The following is a 16,681-nucleotide window of genomic DNA, read 5'->3' as shown; positions in this document are numbered from 1 at the left end:
CGAGGGATTCGTCGTCGGAGGCTAGCAAGCGCCGACGGCGCGCGAGTGTCGCTGTCTGCCAGACGAATTGCCAGCTGTGCCACCGCGCGCCGATCTTTCCTTGTAGGAGCGAGCTTGCTCGCGAACGGGCTCACCGGATATGCCAGCGTCAAGCGGGTTCGCGAGCAAGGACTAGGCGTCCCCCTCGGTCCTACAGGACGCCGGGGTCCGTAGGATGGGTGGAGCGCAGCGATACCCATGCTGCCTGGTGCAGAAGAATGATGGGTATCGCTTCGCTCCACGCCATCCTACGCAGAGCGGTCCGGCTTACAGGTCGAGCACCAGCCGCGCGGATTTGGCTCGCGAGACGCAGGCGCAGATCTGCTTGTTGGCGGCCTTCTCCTTGTTCGACAGGCAGTTGTCGCGGTGCTCCGGCTCGCCTTCCAGCACTTCGACGATGCAGGTGCCGCAGATGCCTTCGCGGCACTCGGTGTCGATGTCGCAGCCATGGGCCTGCAGCACGTCCACCAGCGTCGAGTCCGCCGGTACGTGAAGCACCACGCCGGAGCTGGCCAGTTCCACCTCGAAGGAGCCGGCCGGTGCCGAGTGGGCGGCCGGGTCGGCCTGGAAGTGCTCCAGGTGGATGGCATCTTCCGGGCGGCTGCGCGCGGCGATCTCCACCACCTTGTTCATGAACGGCGCCGGGCCGCAGGTGTAGACGTGGGCCTGCTTCGGCGCGCGTTCCAGGCAGTCGCCCAGCACGCGATCGAGGTCAGCGGGTTCGACGCCGTAATGCAGTTCCACCTTGCCGGCGAAGGCCTCGCTGGCCAGCAGTTCGACGAAGGCCGCGTGCTCGGCGGAACGGGCGAAATAATGCAGGCGATAGGGCTCGCCCTTGGCGTTGAGACGGTAGGCCATGCTCAGCAGCGGCGTGACGCCGATGCCGGCGGCGAACAGCACGTGCTCGCGGGCTTCCGCTGCCAGGCGGAACAGATTGCGCGGTGCGCCGATGTCCAGCTCCATGCCTTCTTTCACCTCGTGCAGGGCAACGGAGCCGCCGCGGGAAGCGCCCTCCTTCTTCACCGCCACCAGGTAGGCGGCACGGTCATCCGGAGGGCTGCACAGCGAGTACTGGCGAGTCACCCCGGTGGGGCCGGTGACGTCGACATGGGCGCCCGGCTCGTAGGCGTCGAACGGCTGGCCATCACAACGTACGAGGCGGAAGGAGCGGATGTCCTGCGCTTCCTCGACGATCCTTTCGATTCTGACCTTCATCATGGCGTTACCTGCAAGGCGTTGGGTGCGGGCTCTGTGGCCCCTTTCCCGGCCTCTTTGTGACGAGCGGACGGGTGTTTCGGTTGGGTGAAGGAGCGAGCTGGGGCTCACTCGGAAAATCTGGGAGTGGACGGTTGTTCCCTCTCCCTGAAGGGAGAGGGAGTGGTCCGTGCCGGCTGACGCTGAGGATTCAACCTGCACCGATCAGTCCCCTCTCCCGCTTGCGGGAGAGGGTTAGGGAGAGGGGTTCTTCAGTTCCCCCACTCAAGCTCAGGCCAAGCGTAGGGCGCATAACGCGCAGCGCTATCCGCCGTCCGCCCAGCCCAAACCCTCAGCGCATGAACAACCCACCATTGATATCCCAGCAGGCCCCCGTGACCGACCCGGCATTCTCCGCACACAGCAGCAGCACGCTGTCGGCGATGAAGGTCGGGTCGCCCAGGCGGCCGGCGGGGATGGTCTTGAGGATCTGCTCCAGGCGCTCGGGCGCGACGCTTTCGTAGACCACCGACAAGTCCAGCGGCCCTGGCGAGATCGCATTGACGGTCACACCCTGCGCCGAGAGCTCGCGGGCGAACACCTTGGTCAGCGTTGCCACGCCGCCCTTGGCCGCGGCGTAGTGGCCGCCGGTGGCGGTGCCGCCGTTCTGCCCGGCCAGCGAGGCGATGTTGACGATGCGGCCGAAGCCGCGCGCGGCGAAGTGCGAGCCGAACACCTGGCAGGCGACGAAGGTGCCGCGCAGGTTCACCGCCATGGAGGCGTCGAAGTCCTCCGGGCTGATGTCCATCAGCGCAGCTACCTTCGACATCCCGGCGTTGTTCACCAGGATGTCGGTGCCGCCCCAACGCTCGGCGAGCACATCGCGGGCACGTTCGAAGTCGGCCTTCTCGCGCGCATCCAGCTTCAAGCCAAGAGCGGTTTGGCCCTCCGGGTCGAGTTCATCGGCCAGGCGCTGCACCGCCTCCTCGTTGAGGTCGGCCAGCGCCACGCGCAGGCCGGCAGCGTGCAAGCGGCGCGCGATGACTTCGCCGAGCCCGCGTGCGGCGCCAGTTACCAGGGCTACTCGTTGCATGGCTCGGCCCTCAGAGCAGGAAGCCGAGCGCATTGAGCGCGTCTTCGGCGTTGATCAGGCGGATCACCTTGCGCTCCAGGCGGGCTTGCCCGTCGACGAAGCGGATGCGGTGGTTCAGGTCGGCAATGAACGGCGTCGCCACGCCACGCTTGTAGGCGTAGAGCACCTGCGCCGAGTTCACCTCGACGAGGTCGCCCGCCGCTTCCACCAGGGAAAAGCGCGAGACGGTGCGCACGGTCTTCGCCGCATCCACCGCCGACGGCGAATGGCCGCCGGTGAGGCGTTCGATACGCAGCGCACGCATGCGCGCGTCGTCGAAGACGTAGTTCAGGCGCGAGGCGAAGTCGTCATCCTCGCCGTCGATCGGCACCACGTAGACGCCGTCTTCGCTCCACAGCTGCGACCACTGCGCGTAGTCCTTGCGGTCCAGCAGCTCGGCTTCGCGCCAGACGAATTCGATGGCCTTGGCCAGCGGGCCGGAGAAACCGTTCAGGGTGTCGTTGCTCATTGGCTCATCATCCTTTTCCACATCTGGTACGCCTCGCGCATGCCGCCCTCGTCGGTGGCGTGGGAGACCTTGTCGCCGTTCTCGGCAACCACTTCGCGGTTCAGGCCACGATTGACCAGGATCGGCGCGTCGACGCCGGCATAGGAGCCACGCTGCACACGGTCCCAGGCCTCGGCGTCATCCGGGCTGCCGAAACCGAACGGGCCCTGGAAGTGCTCGTGGATGCGCATGCGCTCGCGGTTGGCGATTTCCGGGCCGCCGTCCATGCCCAGGGCGACGTGGCGAATCTCGGTCTCGGTGACGGAGATCGGCCGCAGCACGCGGAAGAACGACATCGACATGGCCACGTTGGGGAACAGGTTGAGGTTGAAGCCGGCGCCATGCAGCGAGCGAACGATGCGACGCACCTGTTCCGGCTGCATGGTCTTCGACAGTTCCTCGGTGACGTGGGCGAAGCGCTCCTGCAACTGCTCGGTGCCGTCGTCGTGGTCGAGGTCGACGTGCTCGGGAACCATCACCATCACGCTGTGGCCGTTGCCCAGGGCGTGGGTGACCGCCTGCTCGTCGCTCATGAACGAGAGCATCTCCTCGGTCTCTTCATCCACCGAGGACATGAACGACTTGTGCACGATGGGGAAGTGGTAGCCGTCGGTGGTGTTTTCCAGCTGGATCTTCCAGTTGCCGCGGAAGGTGAACTTGTGTTCGCCCTGGGTCTTGATCGGGTAGCCGGCGCCCTGCTTCATGAACAGGTCCATCCAGTGCTTCGCCCCGCCGAGGAAGTCTTCCAGCGGCTCGATCTCGTCGTTGTAGGTGGCGAACACCATGCCGGCGTAGCTCTCCACGCGCAGGCTGGTCAGCGGCAGCTCGGACTTGTCGAGGATGTCCTCGTAGCCATCCGGGTACGGCAGCGCACGCAGCTTGCCGTCCAGCGCGTACGACCAGCTGTGGTACGGGCAGGTGAAACCGGTGGCGTTGCCCTTGTGCTTTTCGCAGACGGTGGCGCCACGGTGGCGGCAGCGGTTTTCCAGGACGTTGATGTTGCCCTTCTTGTCGCGCACCACGATCACCGGGCGGCGGCCGACGCTGGTGGTCTTGAAGTCACCGGCGTTGCGCACTTCGCTTTCGTGGGCGACCCACACCCAGGTGCGGTAGAAGATCTTGTCCATCTCCGCTTCGAACAGCTGCGGGTCGTTGTACAGCGAAACATCGACGCGGTCGTCGCCGACCAGCTCTTCGACGCTGCGCGACCGGGCGATCAGCCGGTATTCGTGAGCGCTCATGCCCATCTCCTCATGCCGATTTCTTATGTTTTGGCGCAGGCCGCGTGGCGGCCAGGCTGTGTTCGAGTTGCGCGCCGAAGGCGCAGACGCGTTCGTCGTCGCCCTTGCGGCCGACGATCTGCAGGCCGACTTTCAGCCCGCCGCAATCCAGGTCCACCGGCACGGTCAGCGCCGGGTGTCCGCTGAGGTTGAAAGGCCGCACCAGAGGCGTCATGCCGGCCACCGACTTGCCGTTGCGCGCATCGCTGAGCAGCGGCGGCAGGTCGGGCATGGTCGGCAGCAGCAGGACTTCGAAATCCTCCAGCGCGGCGTCGATCGCGCGGGTGAAGTGCTCGCGCACCTTCTCCGCCTCGGCGCGCTCGGCGTCGGTGGTGCGGCTGGCCAGCAGCAGGCGCTGCTCGACGTCGGCGCCGATCAGGCCCTTGCCGGTCAGCGCCGCGTAGGCGGCCCAGTTTTCGTGATTGATCACCACCAGCCCGGCCTGGAAGGCCGCCTCGAACTCGCCGAGGAAAAGGTGGCTACGGCGCCAGCCAGCGCGGTCGGCGGCGGCACCCAGGCAAGCCTGGATGTGCGGCGCGGACGGCACTTCAAGGAAGGCCACGCGGGCACCCTCGCCCGGCAGCTGCACGTCGCCGAAACCGGGGCAGATAACCTGCATGGCGGCGATCAGGTCGGCCATGTTGGCGGCAAACGGGCCGACGCAATCCAGGCTGCTCTGCGCCGGGTGCACGCCGTCGCGGCTGACGCGGCCGAAGGTCGGCTTCAGCCCGGCGATACCACAGCAAGCCGCCGGCACGCGCACCGAACCACCGGTGTCGGTGCCCAGCGCAATGTCCGCCAGGCCCGCCGCCACGGCGGACGCGGAACCGCTGGACGAGCCGCCGGGCACGCGGTCCGGCGCCATCGGATTGATCGGCGTACCGGTCCAGTCGTTGATGCCCGTGACGCCGAAGGCCAGTTCGTGAAGGTTGGTCTTGCCGACGATCTGCCAGCCGGCGCTCAGCACGGCGTCGACCACGAAGGCGTTGCGCTCGGCCGGCGCGGCATCGGCCAGCGCGCGGGTGCCGCAACGGGTCGGGTGGCCGGCGATGTCGATGCTGTCCTTGACCGCGACGCGTTTGTCGCCACTACCGAGAATGAATTCGCTGACGAAGGTGCTCATGCGCGGCCCTCCTCGACTTGGCCCAGCAGGCGTTGCGACAGGCGCTGGGTACGGAAGTGGCTGATCTGCCAGCGCCCGTCGATCTCGCGGAAGTCGATGTCCAGGCGCGTGCCGAACAGCTCGGTGTGGCCCTCGGCATAGGTCGAGAGCTGCTGCATGATCCACTGCCCGCGCGCGGTGCGACCGTCGACGCGGATCGACTCGCTGGTGAGGAAGTGCAGGTTCAGCGTGAAGTGCGGCGACGGCGGCAGGTAGCCGAAGACGAACGCGGCGATGGCCTCGCGGCCCTGGTGATGGCCGAAGGTCTGCGCGGTGGAAGTGCCAATGCCCTCCCACACCGCATCCTCGCTGAACAGTTCGGCCAGCTCGCTCATCGCCACCGGCGCGTGCGGCACGTCGCAGAGGTCCATGTAGCGGGCCATCAACCGGCGCACCTGGCTTTCCCCTTCGAGGGTCTCCAGGCGGCGGTTCAGCTCGGCCATGCTCAGGCTGCTCATGGCTCAGGTCCGCGCGGCTTCGGGAATGGTCAGCGGACGGCCGATGCGCGCCTCGACCTTGGCGTACTTCCACAGGCTGTACTCGCCCACCGGGGTGGTGCGGAACAGGTTGCAGGCGTCGATCACGGTCTGGTGGCAATCGACGTCGGCCATGATGTAGACGGTCCAGGGCGAGGTGGTGGACGGGCCGACCATCAGGCGGTCGTCATCCAGCACGCCGAGCACGTTCATGCCCGGCAGCGCGCCGAGGTCGCTCATCATCTGCGAGAAGCCTTTCCACACAGTGATGCCTTCACCGGTGGGCAGGTCGAAGAACGGTTGGGCGATGCCGATGCAGAACAATACGCGCAAGGGTTCGGTGGTCGGACGAGTCATGTTTCTGGGTCCTTGTTCTTATGGGGTCGAATCAGATGTATCCGGGGAACGGCGGCACATCGAGCAGCACCGCGCCGGCACCGTCGTACATGCCATCGCTCAGGAAGGCGTGCTGGGTCACCACCATGGCGTCGCGCAGGTAGCGCTGCAGCGGGTGGTTGAGGTAGATCGCCGTGGTGCCGGCCAGGCTGTAGGCGCGGCGCACCACATCGGCGCCGGCACGGGATACGTGCACGGCGGCCAGGCGCAGCTGGCTGACCTGCTCGGGCGTCACGGCGTTGCCGGCGAGGATGGACTCCCAGACGCTCTCGGTGGCGTCATAGAAGAAGCCGCGCGCGGCCTGCAATTCGGCTTCGGCCTTGCCGATCTCGATGCGTACGTAGGCCCGATCACCCAGCTTGGGCGCGCCGGTCACGCCGCTGGAAGACGCCATGCGGGTGATCTCGTCCAGCGCCGCGCGGGCCAGGCCGAGGTTGACCACGGCAAGCACCTGGGCGGCGTAGGCGATGGTCGGGTAGCGGTACAGCGGCTCGTCGATGTTCGACTCGCCGCCACGGATGAAGGTCCAGTCGTCCGCGACGAAGGCGTTGTCCAGCTTCAGGTCGTGGCTGCCAGTGCCCTTGAGGCCGACCACGTTCCAGTTCTCGACGATCTCCACGTCCCTGGCACGCAGCAGCGCAGTGCGTGGCTTGCCGCCCGGACCGCCGATACCGATGCCAACGCCGAGCACATCAGCGCCCTTGCAGCCGCTGGCGAACTTCCAGGTGCCGCTGACGCGCCAGCCGCCTTCCACCTGCGTGGCCGGCTGGATCGGGAACAGGCCGCCGGCGAACACCAGGTCCGGGCCATCGGCATAGAGCTCGGCGAGAGTGTGGCGCGGCAGCGCGGTGAGGTAGGTGCTGGCACTGCCGAAGCTGGCCACCCAGCCGGCGGAGCCGTCGGCTTCGGCGATGCGTTCGACCAGGCGCAGGAACTGCGCCGGCGGCAGCGCGTCGCCGCCGAAGCAGCGCGGGGTCGCGGCGCGGTAGATGCCCACGTCGCGGAAGCGTTCGATCATGTCGCGGGGAACGTGGGAGCGGCTGTCGAACTCGTCGCGGCGTTGGCGGACTTCGTCGAGCACGCGCTGGAATTCGAGGGCACGGCCGTCCGCATCGAGCGGTTCGGCGAGGGCGGCACGCAACATGGCGTCATCTCCGGTTGTTCTTGTAGGGCCGGCCCGTTCGATGCGGGCCGGTCGTCGTTGGGGCCAGTGTATGAACCGCCGTGCACGCCCAACTATTGGGGCGTGCAGCCCCATGACTAAAGAAATCCCCTAGTCGGTGCCGAGTTACTCCGCAGTCCCTTCGCGTTACGCTGCGCGGTATAAAGACAGCACTGCCCAAAGAGTCCCGCATGATGTTCCAGCCCAAGCCCGACGACTTCCTCGCCCTGCTCCAGGCCATGCCGCTGTGCGTGATCCTCCATGACGTGCAGACCAAGGAAATCCTCTGGGCGAACAACGCCGCGCTGGCCGTGCTCGGCTTCACCCTCGAAGAGCTGGTGCCGCTCAAGGCACCGGACATGACTGCCAAGGCCCCGCAGTACCGCCGCTCGGTCGGCCTGCGCTGGCTGGAAGGCGCCGCGCGCACTGGCCAGCGCACCATCGAGTGGTGCTACCGCTCCAAGCAGGGCGTGGAAATCCTCTCCGAAGCCGTTGCCACCCGCGTGCCTCTTCAAGAGCGCGACGTGCTGATGGTGCAGTTCCGCGATATCTCCCGGGAGAAGCAGGTCGAGCGCGACCTGCAACGTTTCGAGAGCCGTCTGAAGGCCTTCATGCAGGACCTCGCCGAAGGCGTGGCGGTACTGGATGCGGACGGCAAGCTGCGTTTCCTCAGCGAATCCGCCCTGCCGCTGCTGGGCGGCAGCCAGGACGACTGGATGGCGCACAACTTCCTCGGCCGCTGCGACAGCGCCACGCGCCCGCGCCTGGAACACCACCTGGCGATGCAACCGCCCAGCCGTGAGCCGTACTCCGTCAGCTATCAGTTGCAACGCCTGGACGGCGAATGGCGCTGGCACCACGCGACCTGCCGCTACATCGAGATCGAGGACGACCTGGTCGGCCACCTGCTGCTGTTCCGCGACGTCACCGAGCAGGTCCGCGCCGCCCAGGCGCAGCGCCAGAGCGACCAGAAGCTGGAGTACCTGGCGCGCTACAACGCCATGGGCGAAATGGCCCTGGCGATTGCCCACGAACTCAGCCAGCCGCTGGCGGCCACGCGCAATTTCATCGAGGGCGCACTGATCCGCCTGGACCGCGAACAGAAGGCCGAAGCCTCCGCCGCCTGGGGCCTGGACAGCGCCGTGCGGCAGATCGAACACGCCTCGCTGATCATCAAGAGCGTGCGCGAATACGTGGTGAAACTGGAGCAGGCCGAACAGCGCATCGACCTCAACGAACTGCTCGGCGAGACGCTCTACTTCATCAGCCTCAAGGCCCAGCCCAGCAACGTGCGGGTGGAGCTGGAGCGCTGCGACGAACCGCTGTGGGTGAGCTGCGAGAAGGTGCTGGTCGGCCAGGTGATCCTCAACCTCGCCTTCAACGCCATCGAGGAAATGCTCAACCTCCCCGAGGAGCGCCGCCTGCTGCGCATCCGCACCTCTCGCGACGGCGACAGCGCGCGGCTGTGCGTGCTCGACCAGGGCCCCGGCATCGATGCCGGGACCAAGGAGCGCCTGTTCGACGGCTTCTTCACCTCGAAGGTGAGCGGCAACGGCATCGGGCTGGCGCTGTGCCAGAGCATCGTCTCGCGGCACCGCGGCGATATCTGGGCGGAGAACGTCGAGCCGTGCGGGGCGATGTTCTGCTTCGGGTTGCCGTTGGCGGATCCGTCGTAAACAAGGCACGACGCTCTTCGTAGGATGGGTGGAGCGCAGCGATACCCATCCTACCGATGGCAAGGCCGGCACCGTAGGGCGCATAACCCGGAACGGGTTATCCGCCGCGCCCCTGCGGCGGATAACGCTGGCGCGTTATGCGCCCTACGAAAAGCCGCCAGGCCCCTCGAAATTTCCCACCGGCAAACCGCCTTGTGGGCTTACAAGGGCCGTCGCTAGATTCCAGTCCGCCACGGTCAATCCCGTGGCCGGGTGTGAAGACCTGTGCGAAGGTCGGCGCGATTGCGCCGAAGGTGCATACGAAAACGGCGAACGTTTTTGTAGGCCCCCATGCAACTGTAGGAAACTACAGCGCCTCAATGGCGGATCGCGTGGGGAGGCCTTCGGGCCTGCCGGTGCCGGCCTCCGGTTCTTCACCCCCACGCGGTCCGCCTCCCTTCCAGGGATGGCGGTTCCCCTGTCGAACCGGAGTACCCGCCATGGATGTCTTACCCGCACTCACCGCCACTACCTTCCTGCGCCACAACCGCCCGCTGCGGGCGATGATGATCGACAACCAGCCGTGGTTCGTCGGCACTGACGTGGCGCGCCTGATCGGCCTGCATCACCCCACGGTGCTCGCACGCCGTCTGGAAGAGGACGAAGTCCGCGAGGTCCGCCTGCTCAGCCAGAGCGGCAACGAAGAGCCCACCGAGGTCATCAGTGAGCCGGCCCTGTACAAGGCGCTGTACCGCCACAGCCACCCAGAGAACCGCACCCTCGGCCGCTGGTTCCGGGAGGAGGTGATCCCTCTGCTGCGCGACCAGTACCAGACCAACCCGCACCAGCCACGGCGCATGCGCCTGGTCTGGCTGGATGGCTACGTCAACGTGCTCGACTGGCAGGGCGAGGTCTGGGTGCCGCTGGACGACCTGCCGACCTTCACCCGCATCGAGGACAAGCCGACCGGCCCGCGTGGATTCTGGAAACGTTGAACGCGTCAGTGGAATAACAGCGGCGCCCGAAGGTGCTGTTGCTGGCTCAGCACCGTAGGGCGCATAACCCGGAACGGGTTATCCGCCGATAGACACGCGACGGATAACGCTGGCGCGTTATGCGCCCTACGAAAAGCCGCCATGCCGGAGCCCACCAACGACAACGGCGCCCGCGGGCGCCGTTGTCGGTTCAGGAAGGAGCCTCAGCCGTGGGCCTTCTTGATGATCGCCTCGGCAATGTTCGCCGGCGCCTCGGCGTACTTGGTGAACTCCATCGAATAGCTCGCCCGCCCCTGGGACATCGAGCGCACGTCGGTGGCATAGCCGAACATCTCGCCCAGCGGTACCTCGGCGCGGATGACCTTGCCCGCCGGCGTATCTTCCATGCCCTGGATCAGCCCGCGCCGGCGGTTGAGGTCGCCCATCACGTCGCCCATGTAGTCCTCCGGCGTCACCACCTCGACCTTCATCACCGGCTCCAGCAGCACCGCGCCGCCCTTCTGCGAGAGCTGCTTGGTGGCCATGGAGGCGGCGATCTTGAACGCCATCTCGCTGGAGTCGACGTCGTGGTAGGAACCGTCGAACACCGAGGCCTTCAGGCCGATCAGCGGGTAACCGGCGAGCACGCCGTTCTGCATCTGTTCCTCGATGCCCTTCTGGATCGCCGGGATGAATTCGCGCGGGATCACGCCGCCGACCACCTCGTTGACGAACTCCAGCCCATCCTTGCCTTCGTCGCCCGGCTCGAAGCGAATCCAGCAGTGACCGAACTGGCCACGGCCGCCGGACTGGCGGACGAACTTGCCCTCGATCTCGCACTTCTTGCGGATCGCCTCGCGGTAGGCCACCTGCGGCTTGCCGATGTTGGCCTCGACGTTGAACTCGCGGCGCATGCGGTCGACGATGATGTCCAGGTGCAGCTCGCCCATGCCGGAGATGATGGTCTGCCCGGTTTCCTCGTCGGTCTTGACGCGGAACGAGGGGTCTTCCTGGGCCAGCTTGGACAGGGCGATGCCCATCTTCTCCTGGTCGGCCTTGGTCTTGGGCTCCACGGCCACGGAGATCACCGGGTCGGGGAAGTCCATGCGCTCGAGGATGATCGGCTTGTCGATGGAGCACAGGGTGTCGCCGGTGGTGACGTCCTTCATGCCGATCAGCGCGGCGATGTCGCCGGCGCGCACTTCCTTGATCTCCTCGCGCTGGTTGGCGTGCATCTGCACCATCCGGCCGACGCGCTCCTTCTTGATCTTCACCGAGTTGAGCACCGCATCGCCGCTGCTCAGCACGCCGGAATAGACGCGGGCGAAGGTCAGGGTACCGACGAAGGGGTCGGTGGCGATCTTGAAGGCCAGCGCGGAGAACGGTTCGCTGTCGTCGGCGTGGCGCTCCAGGTGCTTCTCTTCGTCGTCCGGGTCGGTGCCGTTGATCGCCGGGATTTCCGTGGGCGCCGGCAGGTAGTCGATCACCGCGTCGAGCACCAGCGGCACGCCCTTGTTCTTGAACGAGGAACCCAGCACCGCCGGGACGATCTCGTTGGCCAGGGTGCGCTGGCGCAGACCGGCCTTGATTTCCTCGACGGTCAGTTCCTGGCCTTCGAGGTACTTGTTCATCAGGTCGTCGTTGGCTTCGGCGGCGGCCTCGACCATGTGCGCGCGCCACTCGTCCGCCAGCGCCTGCAGCTCCGCCGGGATGGGCTCCTCGGTGTAGCTGGTGCCCTGGTCGGCATCGTTCCAGACGATGGCCTTCATCTTCACCAGGTCGATCTGCCCGGCGAAGTTTTCCTCCGAGCCGATGGCCAGCTGGATCGGCACCGGGGTATGCCCCAGGCGCTGCTTGATCTGCGCGACCACGCGGAGGAAGTCGGCGCCCTGGCGGTCCATCTTGTTGACGTAGGCCAGGCGCGGCACGTGGTACTTGTTGGCCTGGCGCCACACCGTTTCGGACTGCGGCTCGACGCCATCGGCGCCGCTGAACACCACCACCGCGCCATCGAGCACGCGCAGCGAGCGCTCCACCTCGATGGTGAAGTCCACGTGGCCGGGGGTGTCGATGATGTTGAAGCGGAACTTGTGGTCGTACTGCTTGGTGGAGCCCTGCCAGAACGCCGTGGTAGCCGCCGAGGTGATGGTGATGCCGCGCTCCTGCTCCTGCACCATCCAGTCCATGGTCGCCGCTCCGTCGTGCACCTCGCCCATCTTGTGGTTCACACCGGTGTAGAAAAGGATGCGCTCGGTCGTCGTGGTCTTGCCGGCATCGACGTGAGCGACGATGCCGATATTGCGGTAAAGCTCGATGGGCGTGGTGCGAGCCATGGTGTGCTCCGTATCTGCTGGGTGACTGCCGGGCCTGCTGCTGCGGGTCCGTTGCCTGCGCGGGACGGCGGGAGAAGAGCGGCGTCAGAAATTTCTGAGCGCAACAGGCTCAAGGTAGCGCGTCTTCGTGGCAATTCCAGTGTCGCGCGGTCGCGGATGTCGCAGTCCGACCGACTGCGTCGCTGCGGCATTGCGTTGAGAGATGGGAAAACCCTAAAATGATAGGCATTCTCAAATGAAAATCTGACGCACGCACCGTGGCCCTCGTCGAAACCCCTTCCCCGCAGCACCTGCACACCCTCTACAACGAGCACAACGGCTGGCTCCAGCAGTGGCTGCGCGGCAAGCTGGGCAACGCCTGGGATGCCGCCGACCTGGCCCACGACACCTTCCTGCGCCTGCTCCGGCGACCGCTGGACGATCTCGGGGAGCGCCCGCGCGCCCTCCTCACCCACATCGCCAAGGGCCTGCTGGTGGACCGCTGGCGGCGCCAGGAGATCGAGCGCGCCTACCTGGAAAGCGTCGCCGCGCTGCCCGAAGAGCTGGCGCCCGGCCCGGAAACCCGCGAGCTGATCCTCGAGGCACTGGAGCGCATCGATGCCGCTTTGAACGAGCTGCCGGCACTGGCCCGCGAGGCCTTCCTGCTGTCGCAACTGGACGGCCTGACCTACCCGCTGATCGCCGAGCGCCTGGGCGTGTCGTTGGCCAGCGTGAAGCGTTATATGCGTGCCGGTTTCGTCGCCTGCCTGAGCGTCGCCTGATGCGCGAGCAACCGCTGGACCCCGGCATCCTCGGCGAGGCCGCCGACTGGCTGGTGCGCCTGAATGAGCACCCGGCCAGCAGCGCCGACCTGCAAGCCATCGAACAATGGCGCGCCCGCAGCGCCCAGCACGCCGAAGCCTGGCGCCGCGCCGAAGCCCTGCTGGGCCTGCGCCAGCTGCCGCCGGGCCTGGGCCGCAACAGCCTGCAACGCACGGGCCTGAGCCGTCGGCAGATGCTCAACCGCCTGGGCGTGCTGATGGCCGTGGCGCCGGCCGCCTGGCTGGCGGCGCGGCAGATGCCCTGGGCGGAGTGGAACGCCGACCTGCGTACGGCTGTGGGTGAGCGCAAGCACCTGCGCCTGCCTGATGGCAGCCAGCTGACCCTGAATACCGACAGCGCGGTGAACGTGGTCTTCAACGCCCGCGAGCGACGCCTGAGCCTGCTCGAAGGCGAAATCCTCGTCGACGCCCTGCCCGACCCGCGCCCCTTCCTCGTCGACAGCCGCCACGGCCTGCTTCGTACCTCCACCGCACGCTTCAGCCTGCGCGATCTGGGCGATGCGTGCCGGGTCGCGGTGCTGGACAAGGAGGTCAGCGTCGAACTGCCGGGGTACGCCAGCCAAGTCGTCAGCGCCGGCCAGCAGCTGGTCTTCGGCACACAGGGATTCCAGTCCCTGCAGACGGCGGACGCCAATGCCAGCGCCTGGGAGAACGGCATGCTGCTGGCCCAGGGCATGCGCCTGGACGATTTGCTGGGCGAGCTGGGCCGCTACCGCAGCGGCTTCCTGCGTTGCGATCCGCGTCTGGCCGACCTGCGCGTGACCGGGGCGATTCCTGTTGGCGACAGCGACGCAGGGCTGGCGCTGCTGGCGGACATGCTGCCGGTGAAGCTGCGGCGGATGACGCGCTATTGGGTCACTGTGGAGCCTGCATGAGCTGATTCCGCCTCACTGCGATCGATCGCGTTGGGCACGTCCGTAGGATGGCGTGGAGCGGAGCGATACCCATCGGGCCCGCCGCCGACAGCATGGGTATCGCTCAGGCTCCACCCATCCTACAAAAACCGCCTCACTTCACTCGTTCTGCCAAAACACCGCCTGAAAAAAATTCACTCACCCCTGACACCATTTTCGCTCTCGCCCGGTGAAGAGGAAGACAACCTCTATTTGCCGACAGGAACACTCCATGCTCCTCCGCTCCCGCCTTCGCCCGCACTCCCTCGCCCTGGCCGTCGGCCTGGCCCTGACCGGTGGCGTCGTGCTGCCCACCCTGGCCGCCGAAGCCGCCAGCCAGCAGCGCCAGTACGACATCGCCCCCGGCCCGCTGGGCGAGGTGCTGGCGCGTTTCGCCGCCCAGGCCGGCGTGCCGCTGGCCTTCGAGGCGCAAGCGCTGAATCAGCAGCAGAGCGGGGGACTCAAAGGCAGCTTCGCGCCCGAGCAGGGCCTGGAACACCTGCTGCAAGGCAGCGGTTATCGCCTGGTGCGCAAGAACAGCGGCTACGGCGTGGAGGCGGCGCCGGATGACAGCGGCGCCCTGGAAATGGACGCCACCACCGTCAGCGGCGCCGTGCAGCGAGGCGAACTACCGCCCGCCTATGCCGGCGGCCAGGTCGCCCGTGGCGCGCAGTTGGGCATGCTGGGCAACCAGGACATCCAGGATGTGCCCTTCAGCTTCGCCAGCTACACCGCCAAGACCATCCAGGACACCCAGGCACAGACCGTTGGCGACGTGCTGCTCAACGACGCCTCGGTGCGCCAGGGCAACGGCTACGGCAACTTCTCGCAGATCTTCGTCATCCGCGGCCTGCCGCTGAGCACCGACGACGTTTCGCTCAACGGCCTGTACGGCGTTACCCCGCGGCAGATCATCGGCACCGAATCGCTGGAGCGCGTCGAGCTGTTCAAGGGGCCCAACGCCTTCATCAACGGCGTGACACCCAGCGGCTCCGGCATCGGTGGCGCGGTCAACCTGCAGACCAAGCGCGCCGAGGACGTCCCCACCCGCAGCGTGACCCTGGGCTATGGCAGCGACAACCAGATCGGCGAGCACCTGGACCTGGGCCAGCGCTTCGGCGAGGACAACCGCTTCGGTGCGCGGGTCAACCTCGCCCAGCGCGAGGGCGAGACCGGCGTCGACGATGAGAACCAGCGCTACAAGCTGGCCACCGTCAACCTCGACTACCGTGGCGAGCGCCTGCGCCTGATGACCGACTTCGGCTACCAGAAGCAACGCATCAACCAGGGTCGCCCGGTGGTCTACGTCGGAACCGGTGTTACCAGCATCCCTCACGCACCGGACGCCGACGACAACTACGCGCAGTCCTGGAGCTATTCGCAGCTCGAAGACACCTTCGGCATGTTCCGTGCCGAGTACGACCTGAACGACAACTGGACCGCCTATCTCTCCGGCGGCGCCAAGCACACCCGCGAGAACGGCTCCTACTCGGCCCTGACCCTCAGCGACAACAATGGCACCGCGGGCGGCGGCATGATGGACGCCACCCACGACGAGGACAACAAGAGCGCCATGGCCGGCCTCAACGGCCACTTCGCCACCGGGCCGGTCAGCCACCAGATGAACCTCAGCGTCGCCGGCATCTGGGCCGAACAACGCAGCGCCTACACCATGATCACCAAGCGCTACCCCACCGACATCTATAACCCAGTGCAGACGCCCAAGCCCGCGCCGACCCTGACCGGCGGCGACTACAGCGACCCAGGCATCGTCGGCAAGACGCTGAACAAGAGCCTGGCCGCCGCCGACACCCTGGGCTTCCTCGATGACCGTGTGCTGCTGACCGTCGGCGTGCGCCGCCAGAGCATCGGTACCGACGGCTGGAACTACGTCGGCAAGCGCACCGCCAGCTACGACGAGTCGATCACCACACCGGTCTACGGCCTGGTGGTGAAGCCCACCGAGTACCTGTCGCTTTACGCCAACCGCATCGAAGGCCTGGCCGCCGGCCCGACCGCGCCCAGCAGCGCCTCGAACTTCGGCGAAGTCTTCGCGCCGAACCGCTCCAAGCAGGTGGAAGTGGGCGCCAAGCTGGACTTCGGCAGCTACGGCGGCAACCTGGCCTTCTACCGCATCGAGCAGCCGTTCAGCACCACCGACCCGGATTCGAAGCTCTTCAGCGTCGACGGCGAACAGGAAAACCGCGGCGTCGAGCTGAACGTCTTCGGCGAACCCGTCGACGGCCTGCGCCTGCTGGCCGGCGGCACCTGGATCGACACCGAGTTGAAGAACACCGCGGGCGGCAAGACCGACGGCAACCGCGCCGTGGGCGTGCCGACCTTCCAGTACAACCTGGGCGCCGACTGGGACGTTCCCGGCCTCCAGGGCGCCGCCCTCAACGGCCGCGTGCTGCGCACCGGCGGCCAGTACCTGGACGCTGCCAACGACCTGAGCATCCCGGCCTGGACTCGCGTCGACCTCGGTGCCCGCTATGCCTTCAAGGTGGACGAGCGTGACGTGACCCTGCGCGCCAACCTGGAAAACGTCGCCAACAAGTCCTACTGGGCCTCCACCATCGGCGGCTACCTGACCCAGGGCGACCCGCGCACCCTGAAGCTGTCGATGACCGTGGACTTCTGACCCTCTTCGCGACAC

Annotated in this window: 14 protein-coding genes; 5 read left to right on the top strand and 9 right to left on the bottom strand. The window is 66.9% G+C overall.

All coding sequences use genetic code 11. The features are described 5' to 3' along the window. Nucleotides 1–306 precede the first annotated feature (306 nt). The 8 genes from ACKI1H_RS17930 to ACKI1H_RS17895 form a co-directional block, all read right to left on the bottom strand. Nucleotides 307–1,257, bottom strand: coding sequence for a PDR/VanB family oxidoreductase (locus tag ACKI1H_RS17930; protein ID WP_440465804.1), 951 nt, complete (start codon nt 1,255–1,257; stop codon nt 307–309). Between the two features lie 328 nt (nt 1,258–1,585). After that, nucleotides 1,586–2,326 carry an SDR family NAD(P)-dependent oxidoreductase gene (locus tag ACKI1H_RS17925; RefSeq protein ID WP_440465803.1) on the bottom strand — a complete coding sequence of 247 codons (741 nt, stop codon included), beginning with the start codon at nt 2,324–2,326 and terminating at the stop codon, nt 1,586–1,588. A 10-nt stretch (nt 2,327–2,336) separates the two neighbouring features. Then, on the bottom strand, nt 2,337–2,834 hold the full coding sequence (locus ACKI1H_RS17920; RefSeq protein ID WP_440465802.1) for an aromatic-ring-hydroxylating dioxygenase subunit beta: 498 nt from the start codon (nt 2,832–2,834) through the stop codon (nt 2,337–2,339). Beyond that, complete coding sequence (locus tag ACKI1H_RS17915; RefSeq protein ID WP_440465801.1) at nt 2,831–4,114, bottom strand: aromatic ring-hydroxylating oxygenase subunit alpha; 1,284 nt, start codon at nt 4,112–4,114, stop codon at nt 2,831–2,833. The genes ACKI1H_RS17920 and ACKI1H_RS17915 overlap by 4 nt, the downstream gene beginning before the upstream one ends. Nucleotides 4,115–4,124: 10 nt before the next feature. Continuing rightward, nucleotides 4,125–5,276, bottom strand: a complete 1,152-nt coding sequence (locus ACKI1H_RS17910) for an amidase (protein WP_138522997.1) — start codon at nt 5,274–5,276, stop codon at nt 4,125–4,127. Continuing rightward, nucleotides 5,273–5,773, bottom strand: a complete 501-nt coding sequence (locus ACKI1H_RS17905) for a nuclear transport factor 2 family protein (protein ID WP_425049020.1) — start codon at nt 5,771–5,773, stop codon at nt 5,273–5,275. The genes ACKI1H_RS17910 and ACKI1H_RS17905 overlap by 4 nt, the downstream gene beginning before the upstream one ends. Nucleotides 5,774–5,776: 3 nt before the next feature. After that, nucleotides 5,777–6,148, bottom strand: a complete 372-nt coding sequence (locus ACKI1H_RS17900) for a hypothetical protein (protein WP_017516776.1) — start codon at nt 6,146–6,148, stop codon at nt 5,777–5,779. A 31-nt stretch (nt 6,149–6,179) separates the two neighbouring features. Further along, nucleotides 6,180–7,331 (bottom strand): acyl-CoA dehydrogenase family protein, encoded by a 1,152-nt coding sequence (locus ACKI1H_RS17895; protein WP_138522995.1) that lies wholly within the window; start codon nt 7,329–7,331, stop codon nt 6,180–6,182. A 212-nt stretch (nt 7,332–7,543) separates the two neighbouring features. On the opposite strand from ACKI1H_RS17895, the gene ACKI1H_RS17890 reads away from it, so the two are divergent. Together ACKI1H_RS17890 and ACKI1H_RS17885 are read left to right on the top strand one after the other, a co-directional pair. Beyond that, nucleotides 7,544–9,025 carry an ATP-binding protein gene (locus tag ACKI1H_RS17890; protein WP_440468884.1) on the top strand — a complete coding sequence of 494 codons (1,482 nt, stop codon included), beginning with the start codon at nt 7,544–7,546 and terminating at the stop codon, nt 9,023–9,025. Between the two features lie 479 nt (nt 9,026–9,504). Further along, nucleotides 9,505–9,999, top strand: a complete 495-nt coding sequence (locus ACKI1H_RS17885; protein WP_440465800.1) for a BRO-N domain-containing protein — start codon at nt 9,505–9,507, stop codon at nt 9,997–9,999. 203 nt (nt 10,000–10,202) lie between these two features. Here ACKI1H_RS17885 and fusA read toward each other — a convergent pair whose 3' ends face one another. Continuing rightward, nucleotides 10,203–12,311 carry an elongation factor G gene (gene fusA, locus ACKI1H_RS17880; protein WP_440465799.1) on the bottom strand — a complete coding sequence of 703 codons (2,109 nt, stop codon included), beginning with the start codon at nt 12,309–12,311 and terminating at the stop codon, nt 10,203–10,205. Nucleotides 12,312–12,568: 257 nt separating this feature from the next. Here fusA and ACKI1H_RS17875 point away from each other — a divergent pair, with 257 nt between their 5' ends. The 3 genes from ACKI1H_RS17875 to ACKI1H_RS17865 all read left to right on the top strand — a co-directional run bounded on the left by ACKI1H_RS17875 (nt 12,569) and on the right by ACKI1H_RS17865 (nt 16,666). Continuing rightward, on the top strand, nt 12,569–13,072 hold the full coding sequence (locus tag ACKI1H_RS17875; RefSeq protein ID WP_440465798.1) for a sigma-70 family RNA polymerase sigma factor: 504 nt from the start codon (nt 12,569–12,571) through the stop codon (nt 13,070–13,072). After that, the gene (locus ACKI1H_RS17870; RefSeq protein WP_440465797.1) at nt 13,072–14,007 is read left to right on the top strand and encodes a FecR domain-containing protein; all 936 of its coding nucleotides are present in this window, start codon (nt 13,072–13,074) and stop codon (nt 14,005–14,007) included. The genes ACKI1H_RS17875 and ACKI1H_RS17870 overlap by 1 nt, the downstream gene beginning before the upstream one ends. A gap of 250 nt (nt 14,008–14,257) precedes the next feature. Beyond that, nucleotides 14,258–16,666, top strand: coding sequence for a TonB-dependent siderophore receptor (locus ACKI1H_RS17865; protein ID WP_440465796.1), 2,409 nt, complete (start codon nt 14,258–14,260; stop codon nt 16,664–16,666). Nucleotides 16,667–16,681: the final 15 nt, after the last annotated feature.

The sequence above is a fragment of the Pseudomonas sp. YH-1 genome (assembly GCF_051990045.1).
Classification (GTDB): Bacteria; Pseudomonadota; Gammaproteobacteria; order Pseudomonadales; family Pseudomonadaceae; genus Pseudomonas; species Pseudomonas nicosulfuronedens.
The sequence above is the reverse complement of the archived record's forward strand: the minus strand, read 5'-3'. Positions and strand labels throughout refer to the sequence as shown.

Bases quoted from the DNA above. Each gene is read 5' to 3' on its own strand.
- ACKI1H_RS17930 (WP_440465804.1), bottom strand. From the start codon at position 1,257: ATGATGAAGGTCAGAATCGAAAGGATCGTCGAGGAAGCGCAGGACATC.
- ACKI1H_RS17925 (WP_440465803.1), bottom strand. From the start codon at position 2,326: ATGCAACGAGTAGCCCTGGTAACTGGCGCCGCACGCGGGCTCGGCGAA.
- ACKI1H_RS17920 (WP_440465802.1), bottom strand. From the start codon at position 2,834: ATGAGCAACGACACCCTGAACGGTTTCTCCGGCCCGCTGGCCAAGGCC.
- ACKI1H_RS17915 (WP_440465801.1), bottom strand. From the start codon at position 4,114: ATGAGCGCTCACGAATACCGGCTGATCGCCCGGTCGCGCAGCGTCGAA.
- ACKI1H_RS17910 (WP_138522997.1), bottom strand. From the start codon at position 5,276: ATGAGCACCTTCGTCAGCGAATTCATTCTCGGTAGTGGCGACAAACGC.
- ACKI1H_RS17905 (WP_425049020.1), bottom strand. From the start codon at position 5,773: ATGAGCAGCCTGAGCATGGCCGAGCTGAACCGCCGCCTGGAGACCCTC.
- ACKI1H_RS17900 (WP_017516776.1), bottom strand. From the start codon at position 6,148: ATGACTCGTCCGACCACCGAACCCTTGCGCGTATTGTTCTGCATCGGC.
- ACKI1H_RS17895 (WP_138522995.1), bottom strand. From the start codon at position 7,331: ATGTTGCGTGCCGCCCTCGCCGAACCGCTCGATGCGGACGGCCGTGCC.
- ACKI1H_RS17890 (WP_440468884.1), top strand. From the start codon at position 7,544: ATGTTCCAGCCCAAGCCCGACGACTTCCTCGCCCTGCTCCAGGCCATG.
- ACKI1H_RS17885 (WP_440465800.1), top strand. From the start codon at position 9,505: ATGGATGTCTTACCCGCACTCACCGCCACTACCTTCCTGCGCCACAAC.
- fusA (WP_440465799.1), bottom strand. From the start codon at position 12,311: ATGGCTCGCACCACGCCCATCGAGCTTTACCGCAATATCGGCATCGTC.
- ACKI1H_RS17870 (WP_440465797.1), top strand. From the start codon at position 13,072: ATGCGCGAGCAACCGCTGGACCCCGGCATCCTCGGCGAGGCCGCCGAC.
- ACKI1H_RS17865 (WP_440465796.1), top strand. From the start codon at position 14,258: ATGCTCCTCCGCTCCCGCCTTCGCCCGCACTCCCTCGCCCTGGCCGTC.